The organism is Streptomyces sp. NPDC088254 (genome assembly GCF_044740925.1).
In the GTDB taxonomy this organism is placed as follows: Bacteria; Actinomycetota; Actinomycetes; order Streptomycetales; family Streptomycetaceae; genus Streptomyces.
Window position 1 is genome coordinate 213,024 of sequence record NZ_JBIURQ010000007.1, and the last position, 15,818, is coordinate 228,841.

Annotated in this window: 14 protein-coding genes; 10 read left to right on the forward strand and 4 right to left on the reverse strand. The window is 72.1% G+C overall.

Annotated features, from left to right (window positions below):
- Positions 1-532 precede the first annotated feature (532 nt).
- The gene (locus ACIOC0_RS21620) at positions 533-1,306 is read left to right on the forward strand and encodes a maleylpyruvate isomerase family mycothiol-dependent enzyme (protein WP_402156810.1); all 774 of its coding nucleotides are present in this window, start codon (positions 533-535) and stop codon (positions 1,304-1,306) included.
- 125 nt (positions 1,307-1,431) lie between these two features.
- On the opposite strand, the gene ACIOC0_RS21625 is transcribed toward ACIOC0_RS21620, so the two are convergent.
- Both ACIOC0_RS21625 and ACIOC0_RS21630 read right to left on the reverse strand, forming a co-directional pair.
- The gene (locus ACIOC0_RS21625; RefSeq protein WP_402157161.1) at positions 1,432-1,656 is read right to left on the reverse strand and encodes a DUF3253 domain-containing protein; all 225 of its coding nucleotides are present in this window, start codon (positions 1,654-1,656) and stop codon (positions 1,432-1,434) included.
- A gap of 105 nt (positions 1,657-1,761) precedes the next feature.
- Entirely contained in the window at positions 1,762-2,304 is a 543-nt protein-coding gene (locus tag ACIOC0_RS21630; protein WP_402156811.1) for a hypothetical protein, read from the reverse strand.
- 388 nt (positions 2,305-2,692) lie between these two features.
- On the opposite strand from ACIOC0_RS21630, the gene ACIOC0_RS21635 reads away from it, so the two are divergent.
- The 8 genes from ACIOC0_RS21635 (at position 2,693) to ACIOC0_RS21670 (ending at position 12,176) form a co-directional block, all read left to right on the forward strand.
- The gene (locus tag ACIOC0_RS21635; RefSeq protein WP_402156812.1) at positions 2,693-3,799 is read left to right on the forward strand and encodes an NAD(P)/FAD-dependent oxidoreductase; all 1,107 of its coding nucleotides are present in this window, start codon (positions 2,693-2,695) and stop codon (positions 3,797-3,799) included.
- Between the two features lie 164 nt (positions 3,800-3,963).
- Positions 3,964-4,353, forward strand: a complete 390-nt coding sequence (locus ACIOC0_RS21640; RefSeq protein WP_351092080.1) for a cell division protein SepF — start codon at positions 3,964-3,966, stop codon at positions 4,351-4,353.
- Between the two features lie 88 nt (positions 4,354-4,441).
- Entirely contained in the window at positions 4,442-4,768 is a 327-nt protein-coding gene (locus tag ACIOC0_RS21645; RefSeq protein ID WP_130438128.1) for a nucleotide pyrophosphohydrolase, read from the forward strand.
- Between the two features lie 230 nt (positions 4,769-4,998).
- Positions 4,999-5,460, forward strand: a complete 462-nt coding sequence (locus tag ACIOC0_RS21650; protein WP_130438127.1) for a DUF6099 family protein — start codon at positions 4,999-5,001, stop codon at positions 5,458-5,460.
- A gap of 450 nt (positions 5,461-5,910) precedes the next feature.
- A complete protein-coding gene (locus tag ACIOC0_RS21655) occupies positions 5,911-6,834 on the forward strand; it encodes an LLM class F420-dependent oxidoreductase (RefSeq protein ID WP_402156813.1) in 924 nt (307 codons plus the stop codon).
- Between the two features lie 235 nt (positions 6,835-7,069).
- Positions 7,070-8,041: a DUF4232 domain-containing protein gene (locus ACIOC0_RS21660; RefSeq protein ID WP_402156814.1), complete on the forward strand. Its 972-nt coding sequence runs from the start codon at positions 7,070-7,072 to the stop codon at positions 8,039-8,041.
- 110 nt (positions 8,042-8,151) lie between these two features.
- Complete coding sequence (locus ACIOC0_RS21665; protein WP_402156815.1) at positions 8,152-9,621, forward strand: 3' terminal RNA ribose 2'-O-methyltransferase Hen1; 1,470 nt, start codon at positions 8,152-8,154, stop codon at positions 9,619-9,621.
- Positions 9,618-12,176, forward strand: a complete 2,559-nt coding sequence (locus ACIOC0_RS21670; RefSeq protein WP_402156816.1) for a polynucleotide kinase-phosphatase — start codon at positions 9,618-9,620, stop codon at positions 12,174-12,176. The genes ACIOC0_RS21665 and ACIOC0_RS21670 overlap by 4 nt, the downstream gene beginning before the upstream one ends.
- Before the next feature lie 91 nt (positions 12,177-12,267).
- On the opposite strand, the gene ACIOC0_RS21675 is transcribed toward ACIOC0_RS21670, so the two are convergent.
- Both ACIOC0_RS21675 and ACIOC0_RS21680 read right to left on the reverse strand, forming a co-directional pair.
- Positions 12,268-13,170: a hypothetical protein gene (locus tag ACIOC0_RS21675; protein WP_402156817.1), complete on the reverse strand. Its 903-nt coding sequence runs from the start codon at positions 13,168-13,170 to the stop codon at positions 12,268-12,270.
- Complete coding sequence (locus ACIOC0_RS21680; protein WP_402156818.1) at positions 13,167-14,411, reverse strand: SPFH domain-containing protein; 1,245 nt, start codon at positions 14,409-14,411, stop codon at positions 13,167-13,169. Before ACIOC0_RS21680 ends, ACIOC0_RS21675 begins: the two co-directional genes overlap by 4 nt.
- 153 nt (positions 14,412-14,564) lie before the next feature.
- Between ACIOC0_RS21680 and ACIOC0_RS21685 the strand changes: the two genes are divergently transcribed.
- Positions 14,565-15,788 (forward strand): arginine deiminase, encoded by a 1,224-nt coding sequence (locus ACIOC0_RS21685; protein WP_130438120.1) that lies wholly within the window; start codon positions 14,565-14,567, stop codon positions 15,786-15,788.
- Positions 15,789-15,818: the final 30 nt, after the last annotated feature.

Consider the following 15,818-nt stretch of genomic DNA (forward strand, 5'->3'; position numbering starts at 1 on the left):
GGCCGGCCTGGTCCGCCGGTAGTCCGCAGGCAGGACCGACGCTGAAGGGCGACAAGACCGAGTTCACCGAGCAGTTGGACTACGGCTTCATACCGTGACCAACCCGGAGTCGAGCAACCCGCGTGGCGGGCCACGTCCATCGTGGCCCGCCACGGCCGTTCGAACCGGTCGCTGAAGAGCAGTTGCACATGATCTCCACCGTCGCGCCGCCGTTGAGCGGCGTCGCCCGACATCACTCCTTCTCGACCAACTTCTTCAACGGGATCAACCGCACCATCAAGGAACCGGCCGGCCGGACCTGGGGCTGAGTTCAGTGTGACTCTCACCCGCTGAGGCTTCCCCAGCGAAGTGATCTCCGAGTGCCGCGAGGCCGGGCAGGCGTGAAGCCCTGGTGGGACTGGACTGCACATCTCCTGTCCGCTCGATCCAGAGGCTTCACGTCGGTCAGCGTCGGTGGTCCGTCGGGCCGTTGACGCGTTCGTCCGACAAATTCGTTGTCCGGCGGCCGGAGTGTCGTGATACACAACCCGACGTGTCAAACATCTTGGAGTTTCCCGAGGTCCTGCGGCTGATCGAGGACCGCTCGGACGCGTTCCGGGCCGCGATCGCCTCCGCCCCCGACCTCGACGTCCAGGTCCCGACCTGCCCGGGCTGGACGCTGCGCGAACTGGCGCAGCACCTCGGGGACGGCCGCCGTCGCCAGGCCGCCATCGTCGCGGCGGGCCCGGGCGCTCAGCCCCCGGCGAGGACGGACCCGAAGGGCGCCCCGACCGCGCCCCGCGACCGCGAAGCCCTGGACGCCTGGCTCGCCGAGTCGACCGAGCTCATGCTCGACGCGCTGCGCGAGGCCGGTCCGGACCGCGGCTGCTGGACCTGGTGGGGCCGCTCGCAGGCACCGGAGACCAGCGGAGCCGTGGCCCGGCACCAGATCCAGGAGATCGCCGTCCACACCTACGACGTCCAGCTCACCCAGGGCGCCGCACAGCCGCTGCCGACGGACGTCGCGGTCGAGGGCGTCGACGAGTTCCTGACGACGGTCTCGGCGACGACCGTGCCCTGGCCTTTCAAGCCGGCGACCATCGACCTGCACACGACCGAGGGCCGCTCCTGGCGCCTGACGCTCGACGCCGACGGCGTCCGCTGCGACGACCTCGCCGCCGACGCGGAGCCGGGCGACATGGCGCTGCGAGGCGCGGCGAGCGACATGGTCCTCTACTTCTACGAGCGCGGCCCGCTGGACCGCCTGGAGACCACCGGCGACACCGAGCCGATGGACCAGCTCGCGGAGTGGGACCCGAACGCGTGAAGCGCGCACTCGTGACGCCTCTGCCGGTGGTGCGCGTGCTCCTGCGGGCGGGCGTCGGCGCCGACGAGGTTCGCCGGAACGGGCGAACAGGTGCCTGCCCCTGACCCGGTCGGCCCTCGTTCGTGTCACCGTGTGCGGCGGATGCGGATGGGGCCGTGGGCCTCTGTTTCCGTGACGGGGCGGCCGGACTGGGTGATCTCGGCCTTGCCGGCCGCCACCAGGCGCCAGGCCGCTCGGCGGGTCGGTTCCATCAGGGCTCGCCAGCCTTCGTCGTCGCCTTCGTAGGCCTCGCGCGCGGCGTCGGACGGACAGATCGAAGCAGTGGCCGCACGTCGCTCCAGCAGGTCCATGATGACCTGCTCCAGCTGCCTGGCGAGCTGCCGATCCGTTTCCAGCACGCCATCCAGTGTGGCCCACGCTCCCGCCGGTCCGCCGGTTCGGACGGCCCCGGGGCGTCAGTCCCAGCAGCCGGTCTCCGCGCCGTCCGTCTCGGAGCCGACCTCTATCTCGAACCCGGAGCCCGAGTCGAACTCCGGCCCGGCGTCATAGCCGTACTCGACCTTCAGCTGGCCGGCCGTGGTGAACCGCAGGGTCAGCATGAGGGCGTCGCCGTCGCCGCCCTTGGTGAAGCACTGTCCCGCCACCGTTTCGGGGGCGCCCAGGTCCGGAGGGGCGGACGACAGGTGCCAGCCGTCCGCCTCGGCGGTGGTGCGGTAGAAGTCGACGACCTTCTGCCGGGGGCCGGGGAACGCGTAGACGCGCGCGGCGTACAGCCAGGCGTCGCCGCTGTCGTCGACGCAGCGTGCGTCGACCTGGTCGAGCCCCTTCGGGACTGTCGCGCCCTCGGGGGTGAAGCCGAGGACGGGCTGGGAGCGCAGGTCCCGCAACCGTGACGCGGTGTCCTCGCAGGTGTTGAACGGGGAGAAGGTGGAGCAACCGGTCAGGCCCACGGTGATCAGGGCGGTGGCCAGGAGCAGGGTGAGCGTCCGGGGCGGCATGGGTCCGGTCTCCCTGGGGTCGTGGGCGGGCGGGCTGCACGGTCCGGTGGGGGAGGACGACGAACGGGCGAGGGCGTCGGCTCTACGTGAACGCGGTCTCCCGCACCCCTGTCCCGGGGCGGACGAGCGAGCGTAGCTTCTCGCGTGTCTCCCGGTCCGTCGAGTAGATGATCGTGCCGACCATGCCCCCGTGTCAGCTGGTCTTGGGGCCGGAGGTCCGGCAGGTGTACGGTCCGGGCCGCTGTTTCCGGCCATCACTTCACAGAACGCACACGAACCACCACTCGAACTTTAATCTTCAAGCGCTACGCTCGTCCCGGTCGAGTGCCGGGGGAAACCCACGCCTCCCGGCACTCGCATCCTCCCCCACGAGGCACAGGAGAGTCATGTGCGCGACGGCGACGTAGTGGTGATCGGTGGCGGTTACGCGGGCGTTCGGCTGGCGAAGCGGCTGGACGCGACGGCGCGGGTCACCCTGGTGGACCGCAAGGAGATCTTCTTCCACCGCATCGCCTCCCTGCGCGCCGGCGTGCGCCCCGAGTGGACGGTGACCCCCTTCATCCCGTACGACCGGCTGCTGCGCAACGGCCGTGTGGTGCTCGGCAAGGCGGTCCGTGTCGACACCGTCGAACGGCAGGTGGTGCTGGCCACCGGCGAGCGGCTCCCTTACGACGTGGTGGTGATCGCCACCGGGGCCGACTACCCGGAGCCGGCCCGCTTCCTCGGCACCACCACGGAGGAGGCGGTCAAGGCGTTCGCCGCGCACCAGCAGAGCATCGCCGCCGCCGAGCACGTCCTCGTCGTCGGCGGTGGGCCCTCCGGCGTCGAGCTCAGCGCGGAGATCCGTCTCGCCCGGCCCGACGTGCGTGTCACGCTGGCCCACTCCGGGCCGGCGCTGCTCGGCAACACCGGGTGCGAGAAGGCCTCGCGCAAGACGCAGGCCTGGCTGGAGGACCACGGAGTGGAGGTGCGGCTCGACTCCTTCATGTCCCCGGGTCACGAATTCGGCACCTACCGGGACGCCCGCGGCGGTGTGATCGAGGCCGACCTGTCGTTCTGGGCCACCGGCACCACCCCCAACACCCTGTGGCTTCGGCTGGCCGGACACGGTGACTGGCTCAACCCCTCCGGGCACATCAAGGTCGACCGGGCGTTGCGGGTCGAGGGGCGGCTCGACGTGTTCGCCGTCGGCGACGTCAACGACGCGACCGAGCTCAAGATCACCCCGGCCGCGCTCGCCCAGGCCGACCTCGCCGCCTGGAACATCCGCACCTACCTGAACAGCGCCGGCCGCCATCGCAGGGAGCCCCGCCTCTACCGGCCCGTCCACCGCACCCCGGTGATCGTGCCGTTCGGGCCGGCCGACGGGCTGACGATGCTGCCGGTGCCGGGCGGCGAGACCGCGGTCCTCGGCGGCCGTACGTCCGTCCTGGCCAAGGCGAGGACCCTCATGACCCCGTACATGCGACGTCAGCTCGGCTACACCGCGTCCTGAAACCCCGCCGGCCGACGCCAGGAGCGCCCCCGCGTACGGGACTCACAACCCGCCTGAACAGGGCCGCGCGGTCGCGGTCCGTGTCGCTGTTGGGCCGGACGGGTGACTTGGCGTAAGAATTGGCTGGTGCAGGCAATGAGTGCGAGTCAGTTCTGGGGGTCCCGGTGAACCGGTACGACGTCACCGATGAACAGTGGGAGGGGCTCGCTCAGGTCGTTCCGTTGCGCGGCCGGGACGCCTGGCCGTCGGCGGTGAACCACCGCTCGCTGCCGGAGGCGGCGACGGAGACCCGGCGGCGGTTCGTCGTGCTGCGGGTCAACGTCTTCGCGGACGCCCGGGACGTCGCCGAGACGCTGATGGCGGGCATCCCGGTGCTGCTCGACCTGACCGGCGCGGAGACGGAGGTCGCCAAGCGCGTCCTGGACTTCTCCACCGGCGTCGTCTTCGGCCTGGCCAGCGGGATGCACCGGGTCGACCGGAACGTGTTCCTGCTGACCCCGGCGGGCACGGAGGTGAGCGGGCTCATGGGCGAGGCCGGGGTTCCGGGCGTGTGAGCGGGCCGCCCTGCGGCCCCCGGGGGCGACCGGGAGGGCGGGCAGGGGTCTGCCTGTGCCTCGTTGTCACGGTGGTACACCTGGAGCCGTGACTGAACACCTCGACGTGGCGACGCTGCAGCGCAGGCTGGCCGAGTTCGCGGCCGCGCGGAACTGGCAGCCGTACCACACCCCCAAGAACCTCGTCTCCGCGCTGAGCGTCGAGGCGTCCGAACTGGTCGAGATCTTCCAGTGGTTGACCCCGGAGGAGTCGGCCCGCGTGATGGAGGAGCCGGACACCGCGCACCGGGTGACCGACGAGGTCGCCGATGTGCTCGCGTACCTGCTGCAACTGTGCGAGGTGCTCGGCATCGACCCGCTGGCGGCGCTCGACGCGAAGATCGACCGCAACGAGCGGCGGTTTCCTGCGCCGTGAGCCGGTGGCGGGTCGACGCGTTCCGAACGACTGCCGGTTGGCCGTGTCGTCGGGCGACGCAGCACCCCGATGTCACTCTCCGGAGTTGTTCGACGAGTCGAAACCGATTTGTTGTCCGCAGATTTCCGCCTTCCTCTGGCTTTTCGCCCCACACGCCTTCACTCTGGGTAGTGGACGACAGAGTTCGGGCGGACGTGCGAGAGGCGCGTCCGGACAGACGGGGGCGGCCCATGGACGCGGTGCGGCTCATCCTGATGAGCAGACGTGCTCTCTCAGGCGGCGACGACGGGTCTCGGACACTCGAGGAGGTATGGCAGGCGCAGGCGCTGGCCCAGGCGATCGGCAGTCGGCTCGCGGTCTCGGGCCCGCCCGAACTGCGTGGCGAGGCACTGGGGTTGACAGAGCTGGCGGGCCGGGGCTGCGGGGTGCTGGACGCCCCGGACCTCGATCCCGGTGACCTGCGGGCCGCCCAGCTCACGGAACTGGACGACGCCCGCGAGGCGTTGCTCTGCCTGGGCGTGCTGCTGACCGACGTCGGCATCGCTCTCGTCGGTCTGGCCAGCGCGGCGGCCGACGAGGGCACGTACTGGCAGTGCATGGAGGCCATCGACGCGGCGGACGAGTCCCGGGACCGGGTCCGGGAGATGCTGCGCAAGCTGGCGGCGCGGGAAGGCGCGCTGCGGGAGCGGTGAGGGCGCGGGGGCGGGGCCCGGAGGAGTCGGGGGCGAGGGGGGAGAGCGAAACGGCGGTTGCGGCTCCAAGGGGCGGCGGGTTGGGGGCCCGGAGGGGGGCGGCGGGGCCGTGGCCCGGAGGGGCGGCCGTCACGGGGTTCGGTGGCGGGGCCGGGGCCCGGTGGAGTGGCGGTCACGGGGTTCGGAGGGGTGGCTGGGCTGGGGCCCGGTGGAGCGGCGGTCACGGGGTTCGGAGGGGTGGCTGGGCTGGGGCCCGGTGGAGCGGCGGCAGCGGGTCCAGGCGTCGGCGGGGCGAGGCCCGGAGGGGCGGTGGGTGCGGGGCCTCCGGCCCGGCCCGCTCGCCTCGCCGCCCCGCACTCCGCTGCCCGTGGGCCCGCCGGGGTCGCCGAGCGTGGTGGGGCCGACGGGTCGCCCGGTGGCTCCGGAGGCGTCGGGTGCAGGATGGAGACCATGGATCTGCGTATCTTCACCGAGCCCCAGCAGGGCGCTACCTACGACACCCTCCTCGCCGCGGCGAAGGCCACCGAGGATCTCGGCTTCGACGCCTTCTTCCGCAGCGACCACTATCTGAAAATGGGCGACGTGGACGGCCTCCCCGGCCCCACCGACGCCTGGATCACCCTCGCCGGCCTAGCCCGGGAGACCAGCCGCATCCGCCTCGGCACGCTGATGACCGCCGCCACCTTCCGCCTCCCCGGCGTCCTCGCCATCCAGGTCGCGCAGGTGGACCAGATGTCCGGCGGCCGGGTCGAACTGGGCCTGGGCGCCGGTTGGTTCGAGGAGGAGCACGTGGCGTACGGCATCCCGTTCCCCAAGGAGAAGTTCGCCCGCCTGGAGGAGCAGCTGGCGATCCTCACCGGCCTGTGGGGCACGGAGGCCGGCCGGACCTTCGACTTCCAGGGTGAGTACTACCAGCTCAAGGACTCGCCGGCGCTGCCCAAGCCCGCCCAGTCGAAGATCCCCGTGCTGGTCGGCGGCCACGGCGCGAGCCGTACGCCTCGGCTGGCCGCCCAGTACGCCGACGAGTTCAACATGCCGTTCGGCTCGGTCGAGGACACCGAGCGGCAGTTCGGCCGCGTCCGGGCCGCCGCCGAGGCCGCGGGCCGCCCGGCGGACGCGATCACCTACTCCAACGTCCTCGTGGCCTGCGTCGGCAAGGACGACGCGGAGGTCGCCCGCCGCGCCGCCGCGATCGGTCGCGAGGTGGACGAGCTGAAGGCCAACGGTCTGGCCGGCAGCCCGGCCGAGGTCGTCGACAATATCGGCCGCTACATGGAAGTCGGCTCGCGGCGGATGTACCTCCAGATCCTCGACGTGCACGATCTGGACCACCTGGAGCTGATCTCCGCCGAGGTGCAGGCGCAGCTGCCGTAACGCCTCCGGCGCACCGCCGCCGCGCTCGCCGCCCGCAGGCCCCGCGTTCGGGGTGCCGAACCTCCCGTCCGGAACCCCTCCGTCCGGAACACGGGATCCCCTTCCGTCCGGGACCCCTCCTTCCGGCACCCCGAACGCCGCGCACCCCCACCCCACCCCCGTCTGTGACACTCCTGTGACCGGAACTGTGGCCTCCACCACAGTCGCCGAGGCACCGCCCTGATGAGGTGGCCGGATGCGCAGACCCGCCCCCCTCCTCGTTCCGGTCCTCGCCGTCGTCCTGTTGCTCTCGGCGTGTGGATCGGAACGCGCCGACGACCGGAACAGCGGCTCCCGCGCGGCCTCACAGCCGTCCCTGACCCAGGTCACCGAGCCCGCCGTCGACGGTGTGCGGATCGTCGCGCTGGCGCTCCCGTCGCACTCCTCCTCTCCCGCCGAATCCGCCTCGCCAACCCCTTCGCCCTCCGACCCGAGCGACTTCCGGGTCACACCCGACCGGCTCGACCGCCCCACAGACTCCCGCGCCTCACGCGGGTACGCCGTCTACACGGTCGCCAACGAGGGCCCCGAGGCGCTCACGTACACGATCGCCTTCGCCTTCATGACCAGCACGGGCGAGGTGATGGAGACCAGGCGGGAGACCGTGAGCGCGGTCGCCCCCGGCAAGACCGTGCGCTCGCAGGTGGAGCTGGGCGCCCTCGCGCCCGGCGCGTCCCGCGTGACCCGGGTGAAGGTCGCCGGCGTCACCAAGGTCCCCGCGGCCGAGGCGCCCGGCGGGACCGGCGACTGCCCCGCCTCCGGGACCCGCCTGTGGGCCGACGAGGGCGACGCCGCCATGGGCCTGCGTGTCGTCGGACTGCATGTGGAGTACTGCGGGAAGGGCGAGTACACCGTCGACGGCTACCCGCTGCTGGAGCTGCTGGACGACGACCGCGAACCGGTGGACGGCGTGAAGATCCTCAAGGGCAGCAAGGAGATCACCACCGGCCTCGGCGACGAGACGCCCCGGCCGGTCACCCTCAAGTCCGGCGAGACAGCGGTCGCGCGCCTGGTGTGGCGCAACACCACCGGGTTCGGCACCCCCGTGAACGTCCCCTACGTCCGGGTCCGCGCCAAGGACGGCGCCGCAGCCGTGACGGTGACGCCCCGCCTCGACCTCGGGACGACCGGCAAGCTCGCCGTCACGCCCTGGCAGCGGCCCGGGTAGCGGTCCCGGAAAATACGGGGTGCCGTCGTGCCGTCTCTCGGTACGTTGGCCGTGCACAAGCGCACTACCAGCGCTTTCGCTCCTTTCCGAACCCTTTCGAGGCGACTCACGTGTTCCTGACGATCAGCACCACCGGCACCCCCGAACGCCCCGCCACCGATCTCGGCTTCCTGCTGCACAAGCATCCCGACAACTCGCAGGCGTTCTCCACCTCCTACGGCCGGGCGTCCGTCCTCTACCCCGAGGCGGACGATCGGCGCTGCACGGCGGCGCTGCTGCTGGAGGTGGACGCCGTGGCGCTGGTCAGGCGCGGCAAGGGCAAGGGGCGCGGTGGCGCTCCCGACGCCGCGCTCGCGCAGTACGTCAACGACCGCCCGTACGCGGCCTCTTCACTGCTCGCGGTCGCGTTGAGCGCGGTGTTCTCCAGCGCCATGCGGGGCGTGTGCAACGCCAAGCCCGAACTGCCCTCGCAGCCGCGGCCGTTGCGGATCGAGGTGCCGGTGCTGCCCGCGCGCGGCGGCCCCGGGCTCGTACGGCGTCTGTTCGAGCCGCTCGGCTGGGCGGTGGACGTCGAACCGGTCGCCCTGGACGCCGAGTTCCCCGAGTGGGGCGACTCGCGGTACGTCCGTCTCGTCCTGGAGTCGCAGACGCTGACCCTCGCCGAATCCCTGCGGCACCTGTACGTGCTGCTGCCGGTCCTCGACGACGCCAAGCACTACTGGGTCGCCTCCGACGAGGTCGACAAGCTGCTGCGGGCCGGTGAGGGCTGGCTTCCCGAGCACCCCGAGCAGAAGCTGATCACCAGCCGCTACCTCTCGCGCCGTTGGTCGCTGACCCGGCAGGCGATGGAGCGGCTGGAGCTGGTGCGGCTCGCCGAGGCAGACGACAGCGAGGTCGAGGAGATCGACAACGCGGTCGCGGCGGAGACCGAGGCGGAGGAGAAGCCGACGCCGCTCGCCGTGCAGCGCCGGGAGGCGATCCTCTCCGCGCTCGGCGCGTCCGGCGCCGCCCGGGTGCTCGACCTCGGCTGCGGGCAGGGCCAGTTGGTGCAGGCGCTGCTCAAGGACCCGAAGTTCACCGAGATCGTCGGCGTCGATGTGTCGATGCGCGCGCTGACCATCGCCTCGCGCCGGCTGAAGCTGGACCGCATGGGCGAGCGGCAGGCATCCCGCGTCAAGCTGATGCAGGGCTCCCTGGCCTACACCGACAACCGGCTCAAGGGCTACGACGCGGCCGTGCTCAGCGAGGTGATCGAGCACCTCGACCTGCCCAGGCTGCCCGCCCTGGAGTACGCGGTGTTCGGTGCGGCCCGCCCGCGCACGGTCCTGGTGACCACCCCGAACGTCGAGTACAACGTCCGCTGGGAGTCCCTCCCGGCCGGGCACGTCCGGCACGGCGACCACCGTTTCGAGTGGACCCGCGAGGAGTTCCGCGCCTGGGCGCGCTCCGTGGCCGAACGGCACGGCTACGAGACCGAGTTCGTGCCGGTCGGACCCGACGACCCCGAGGTCGGACCCCCCACCCAGATGGTCGTGTTCACTCTGAGCGCCGGCAACGAGAAGGAGGCGAAGGCGGCATGACCGACACCGACGTCGAGGTTCCCGTGAAGCAGGGCCGTGTCCTGCCCGTCACCGACCTCTCCCTCGTCGTGCTGGTCGGCGCGTCCGGCTCGGGCAAGTCCACCTTCGCGCGGCGGCACTTCAAGCCGACCGAGATCATCTCGTCCGACTTCTGCCGCGGGCTGGTCTCCGACGACGAGAACGACCAGAGCGCCACGCGGGACGCCTTCGACGTCCTGCACTACATCGCCGGCAAGCGGCTCGCGGCGGGCCGGCGCACGGTCGTCGACGCGACCAGCGTGCAGCAGGAGTCCCGACGGCAGCTGATCGAGCTGGCCAAGCAGTACGACGTGCTGCCCATCGCGATCGTCCTGGACGTGCCGGAGTCGGTGTGCGCCGAACGCAACGCGGGCCGCGCCGACCGCATCGACCTGCCCCGCCGGGTCGTCCAGCGTCACACCCGGGAACTGCGGCGCTCCTTGAGGCACTTGGAGCGGGAGGGCTTCCGCAAGGTGCACGTGCTGCGCGGCGTCGAGGAGGTCGAGCACGCGACCGTCGTCACCGAGAAGCGCTTCAACGACCTGACGCACCTCACCGGCCCCTTCGACATCGTCGGCGACATCCACGGCTGCGCAGCCGAACTGGAGTCGCTGCTGGGCAAGTTGGGATACGTCGATGGTATCCACCCCGAGGGGCGCACCGCCGTCTTCGTCGGCGACCTCGTCGACCGCGGCCCGGACAGCCCGGGGGTGCTGCGCCGCGTGATGTCGATGGTGAAGTCGGGCAACGCCCTGTGCGTGCCGGGCAACCACGAGAACAAGTACGGCCGTCACCTGCGCGGCCGCAAGGTGCAGCACACGCACGGGCTCGCCGAGACGATCGCGCAGATGGAGGGCGAGAGCGAGGAGTTCATCGCCGAGGTGCGGGAGTTCCTCGACGGACTGGTCAGCCACTACGTGCTGGACGGTGGCAGGCTGGTCGTCTGCCACGCCGGTCTGCCGGAGAAGTACCACGGCCGCACCTCAGGCCGGGTCCGCTCCCACGCGCTGTACGGCGAAACAACCGGTGAGACCGACGAGTTCGGGCTGCCGGTGCGCTACCCGTGGGCGGAGGACTACCGGGGCCGGGCGGCCGTCGTCTACGGTCACACGCCCGTCCCGGAGGCGACCTGGCTCAACAACACCATCTGCCTGGACACGGGCGCCGTGTTCGGCGGCAAGTTGACGGCGCTGCGCTGGCCCGAGCGGGAACTGGTCGACGTACCGGCCGAGCGGGTCTGGTACGAGCCGGCGAAGCCGCTGCGGGCAGAGGCGCCCGGCGGACGGGACGGGCGGCCGCTGGACCTCGCGGACGTGCACGGCCGGCGGGTCGTCGAGACCCGCCACCAGGGCCGTATCTTGATCCGGGAGGAGAACGCGGCCGCCGCGCTCGAGGTCATGAGCCGGTTCGCCGTCGACCCCCGGCTGCTGCCGTACCTCCCGCCGACCATGGCGCCCACGCCGACCAGCGACGTGGACGGCTACCTGGAGCACCCGGCGGAGGCCTTCGCGCAGTACGCGCGGGACGGCGTCGCGCGGGTCGTGTGCGAGGAGAAGCACATGGGCTCGCGAGCCGTCGCCCTGGTGTGCAGGGATGCGGAGGCGGCGCGCCGGCGGTTCGGTGTGGACGGCGTGACGGGCTCCCTCTACACGCGCACCGGCCGTCCGTTCTTCGACGACGCGTCGATGACCGAGGAGATCCTCGGGCGGCTGCGCGCGGCCGTCGGGGAGGCGGGCCTGTGGACCGAGCTGGACACGGACTGGCTGCTGCTCGACGCCGAGTTGATGCCGTGGTCGCTGAAGGCGTCCGGTCTGCTGCGCTCGCAGTACGCGGCGGTCGGCGCCGCGTCCGGAGCGGTCCTCCCGGCCGCGCTGAACGCCCTGGAGGGCGCCGCAGCGCGCGGCGTCGACGTGTCGGACCTGCTGGCCCGGCAGCGTGAACGCGCCGCTGACGCCGCCGCGTTCACACAGGCCTACCGGCGTTACTGCTGGACCACGGATGGCCTGGACGGCGTCCGTCTGGCGCCGTTCCAGATCCTCGCGGTCCAGGGACGCAGCCTCGCCGGCATACCCCACGACGAGCAACTCGCCCTGCTGGACCGGCTGGTGGAGCACGACGTGACGGGGCTGCTGCAGACCACCCGACGTCTGTACGTCGACACGGCCGACCCCGGGTCGGTGCGGGCCGGCGTCGACTGGTGGCTGGAGATGACCGGCCGCGGCGGCGAGGGCATGGTCGTCAAGCCGGTCGGCGCGGTGGTCCGCGACGGCGAGGGGCGTCTCGTCCAGCCGGGCGTCAAGTGCCGGGGCCGGGAGTACCTGCGGATCATCTACGGCCCGGAGTACACCCGGCCCGACAACCTCGACCGGCTGCGCCGGCGCTTCCTCAACCACAAGCGCTCCCTGGCGATCCGGGAGTACGCCCTCGGCCTGGAGGCGCTGGACCGACTGGGGGAGGGCGAACCCCTGTGGCGCGTCCACGAGGCGGTCTTCGGAGTCCTGGCCCTGGAGTCAGAACCGGTCGACCCCCGGCTCTGACGCGAGGCGGAGGCGTCGCCCTGGGACACCCTCCCGGGCGTCCCCCGCTCCGCCCCGCAGCGTGAACGCCCCCGGCGGGCGTCCCGCGGCGTCACCCCACCAGTCGTAGCCTCTCCTCGCACACCCCCACCCGTACGCGCTGTCCCCAGGTCAGTTCCAGCGCGTCGGTCTCCATGCCGTCGCCGAAGGCGATCAGCCGTTCCGACTCGACGGTCAGGGTCAGTCGTCGCGCTGCCGACAACTCGCCCGCGACCAGGGACGTTCCCGTCGCCGGGGACGGCCAGGCCTCGCGGACGAACCACAGGAGGCGCGGCTCCGAGGGCTGCGGCAGGGCCGGGCCGTCGCCGCCCCGTTCCTGCCAGACCGAGCGGATCCAGCCGGTCGCCCCCGTGCCGGTGCCGACCAGCACCCCGGAGGAGGCCTGGGCCTCGACGGCACCCCCGTCGTCGTCGAGGCCCAGGCGGTAGCGGGCGGTCTGATGGCCGGCCGCGCCGAGATAGATCTCGTTGAGGGCCACCAGCCGCTGGGTGTCGTCGGCGACCGCCTCGACCATGGTCAACTCCGACACCCCCGTGCCGGCCGCGTGAACCGACGCCAGCAGGGCGCCGGCGTCCCGCGGTCGATGCCGGACCAGGACGCCCGGGTTGCGTCCGGGGTCCGTGTCGATGCCCACCACCGGCTGCCCCGCGAGGTACTTGGCGACGTTCGCCACCAGACCGTCCTGGCCGACGACCACGACCACGTCCTCGGGGCCGAAGAGGAAACGGTCCAGATCGGACCGCTCCAGCAGCATCTGACGCCAGGTCAGGGGAACCGCCGCCGTCACCTCGGCCAGTGCCCGGCGGGTGCGCCGGTGGCGTTCGGCGACCTCCTCGATGTCCCGGCCCCGCGAGGCGAGGAAGAAGGCGGCTTGGCCGTGCGTGCCGTGCCGGGCCACCAGCTCCTCGTACTCCGTTCTCCGGTGGACCAGGACGGCACGCGGGGCGAGGCTCACGCCCGGTCCCCGCCGCCGAGCCTGGCCAGCAGGCCGGTCAGCACGTCCGGCGAGATGGTCACGCTGTCGATCTGCGGCAGGTTCTCCGCGAGACGCGTGGCCGCGTGGGCGTGCAGGGTGTCCACGCCGTCGATCCCGGCGTCCGCGTGCACCCGCAGCCAGGCCGCCTGGGCCTGCGCCCGCGCCTCGCCCACCTCGCGCGCCGCCTCCGCCTCCGCGCGGGCGAGCCGTACGGAACGGGCCGCCTCCGCGTCGGCGAGGGTCACCGTGCGGGCCGCCTCCGCCCGGGACAGGCGCTGCGTGCTCTGCGCCTCGGCGTCGGCGAGCCGGAGCTGCTTGGCCGCCTCCGCCTCCGACAGCTTCACCGCCCGCTCGGCCTCCGCCTCGGCGAGCTTGACCGACCTGGCCGCCTCCGCCTCGGACAGCTTCACCGCCCGCGCCGCCTCCGCCTCCGCGAGCCGCACCGTGCGCGTCGCCTCCGCCTCGGCCCGCACCTTGTCCGCCGCAGCGCTCTCCTCCGCCTCCCGACGGGCGTTGGTGCCGCGCTGCTCCACCAACTGCTCCTCGCGGCGGGCGAGTTCGATCTTGCTGGCGAGTTCGTTCTCGGCGATCGTGCGCTCCCGCTCGACCGCGACCGCCCGCCGCTCGTACGTCGCCCGGTCGGCCTCCTGCTGGATCTGCTCCCGGGCCGGCGTACGCAGTGCCCGCTCCACTTCCGGCTCCGGACGCAGCGCGACGACACGCACGGCCACGATCTCGATGCCGGTGGCGGGCAGCCGCGGCTCCGCCGCCAGCCCGGCCGCGACCCGCTCGCGCACCGAGCTCACCCCGTCCACCAGCGCCGCCGACAGCGGCGTACGCGCCAGGACGTCCAGCGCATGCTGCTGCGCCGTCTCCGTCAGCAGGGTGCCGAGCTGCTCCAGGGGCGCGCCCCGCCAGACGCCCGTGTCCGGGTCGATGGAGAAGTCGAGGCGGGCGGCCGCCACGGCCGGGTCGCTGACGCGGTACGTGACCGTCGCCTGCACCGCCACGTCCTGGAAGTCGGCCGTGCGGGCCCGGAAGGTCATGGCCAACTCGCGGTCGTCGACCGGCACTTCGGAGAGCGCGGCGCTCAGCGGGCGGAACCAGAAGCTGAGTCCGGGGCCGTCGTGCGCCAGCTTGCCGGAGCGGTGGTGACGGATGTGCGCCGTGGGCGCGCCCCGCAGATGGCGCCAGCCCAGGCGCCGGGTGATGTCGGCCATGGAAGTCCCCCTCGTTCGAACTCACGCGACCCGATTTTTCGTCAGTGCGACGATAATCAGTCGATCCGCTTGTCGTCAAGCAGACGAGAACAAGCTCGGCCGGAATCTGTCCACAAGCGGGTGAAGGCGGTCCCCGGCGGCCAGGATGGAGGCATGGGATTCCATGTCGACTCCGAAGCCGGGCCACTGCGCCGCGTCATCCTGCACCGGCCGGATCTCGAGCTCAAAAGGCTCACCCCCAGCAACAAGGACGCCCTCCTCTTCGACGACGTGCTGTGGGTGCGCCGGGCGCGCGCCGAGCACGACGGCTTCGCGGACGTCCTGCGGGACAGAGGCGTCGCCGTCCACCTCTTCGGTGACCTGCTCACCGAGGCCCTGGACATCCCGGCGGCCAGGAGGCTCGTCCTGGACCGGGTCTTCGACGAGAAGGAGTACGGAGTGCTGGCCACCGACCACCTCCGCGCCGCCTTCGAGACCCTGCCCGCCCCCGAACTCGCCGAGGCCCTCGTCGGCGGCATGACCAAACGGGAGTTCCTGGAGGAGCACGCGGAGCCGACGTCCGTGCGCTTCCACGTCATGGAACTCGACGACTTCCTCCTGCGCCCCCTGCCCAACCACCTCTTCACCCGCGACACCTCCGCCTGGATCTACGACGGCGTCTCCATCAACGCGATGCGCTGGCCGGCCCGGCAGCGCGAGACCGTGCACTTCGAGGCGATCTACCGGCACCACCCGCTCTTCCGCGCCGAGACCTTCCACCTCTGGTCGGAGGGGCAGGCCGACTACCCCTCCACCATCGAGGGCGGGGACGTCCTCGTCATCGGCAACGGCGCGGTCCTGATCGGCATGAGCGAACGCACCACGCCCCAGGCCGTCGAGATGCTCGCCCACAAACTCTTCGACGCCGGCTCGGCGCAGACCATCGTGGCCCTCGACCTGCCCAAGCGCCGCGCCCTCATGCACCTCGACACCGTGATGACCATGGTCGACGGCGACACCTTCACCCAGTACGCGGGCCTCGGCATGCTCCGCTCGTACACCATCGAGCCGGGCGTCGGCGAGAAGGAGCTCAAGGTCACCGACCATCCGCCGGAGCACATGCACCGTGCGATCGCCGCCGCCCTCGGGCTGAGCGAGATCCGGGTGCTCACCGCCACCCAGGACGTGCACGCCGCCGAGCGGGAGCAGTGGGACGACGGCTGCAACGTCCTCGCCGTCGAGCCCGGCGTCGTCATCGCCTACGAGCGCAACGCCACCACCAACACGCACCTGCGCAAGCAGGGCATCGAGGTGATAGAGATCCCGGGCAGCGAGCTGGGCCGGGGGAGGGGCGGACCGCGCTGCATGAGCTGCCCGGTCGAACGCGGGGCTGTGTAGAAGGGAGCGCGGGATAGAACGGAACGGACA

Coding starts and splice junctions, on each gene's coding strand:
- ACIOC0_RS21660 (WP_402156814.1), top strand. CDS start 7,070: ATGCGCAGACCCGCCCCCCTCCTCGTTCCGGTCCTCGCCGTCGTCCTG.
- ACIOC0_RS21625 (WP_402157161.1), bottom strand. CDS start 1,656: ATGGACCTGCTGGAGCGACGTGCGGCCACTGCTTCGATCTGTCCGTCC.
- ACIOC0_RS21630 (WP_402156811.1), bottom strand. CDS start 2,304: ATGCCGCCCCGGACGCTCACCCTGCTCCTGGCCACCGCCCTGATCACC.
- ACIOC0_RS21650 (WP_130438127.1), top strand. CDS start 4,999: ATGGACGCGGTGCGGCTCATCCTGATGAGCAGACGTGCTCTCTCAGGC.
- ACIOC0_RS21670 (WP_402156816.1), top strand. CDS start 9,618: ATGACCGACACCGACGTCGAGGTTCCCGTGAAGCAGGGCCGTGTCCTG.
- ACIOC0_RS21655 (WP_402156813.1), top strand. CDS start 5,911: ATGGATCTGCGTATCTTCACCGAGCCCCAGCAGGGCGCTACCTACGAC.
- ACIOC0_RS21680 (WP_402156818.1), bottom strand. CDS start 14,411: ATGGCCGACATCACCCGGCGCCTGGGCTGGCGCCATCTGCGGGGCGCG.
- ACIOC0_RS21685 (WP_130438120.1), top strand. CDS start 14,565: ATGGGATTCCATGTCGACTCCGAAGCCGGGCCACTGCGCCGCGTCATC.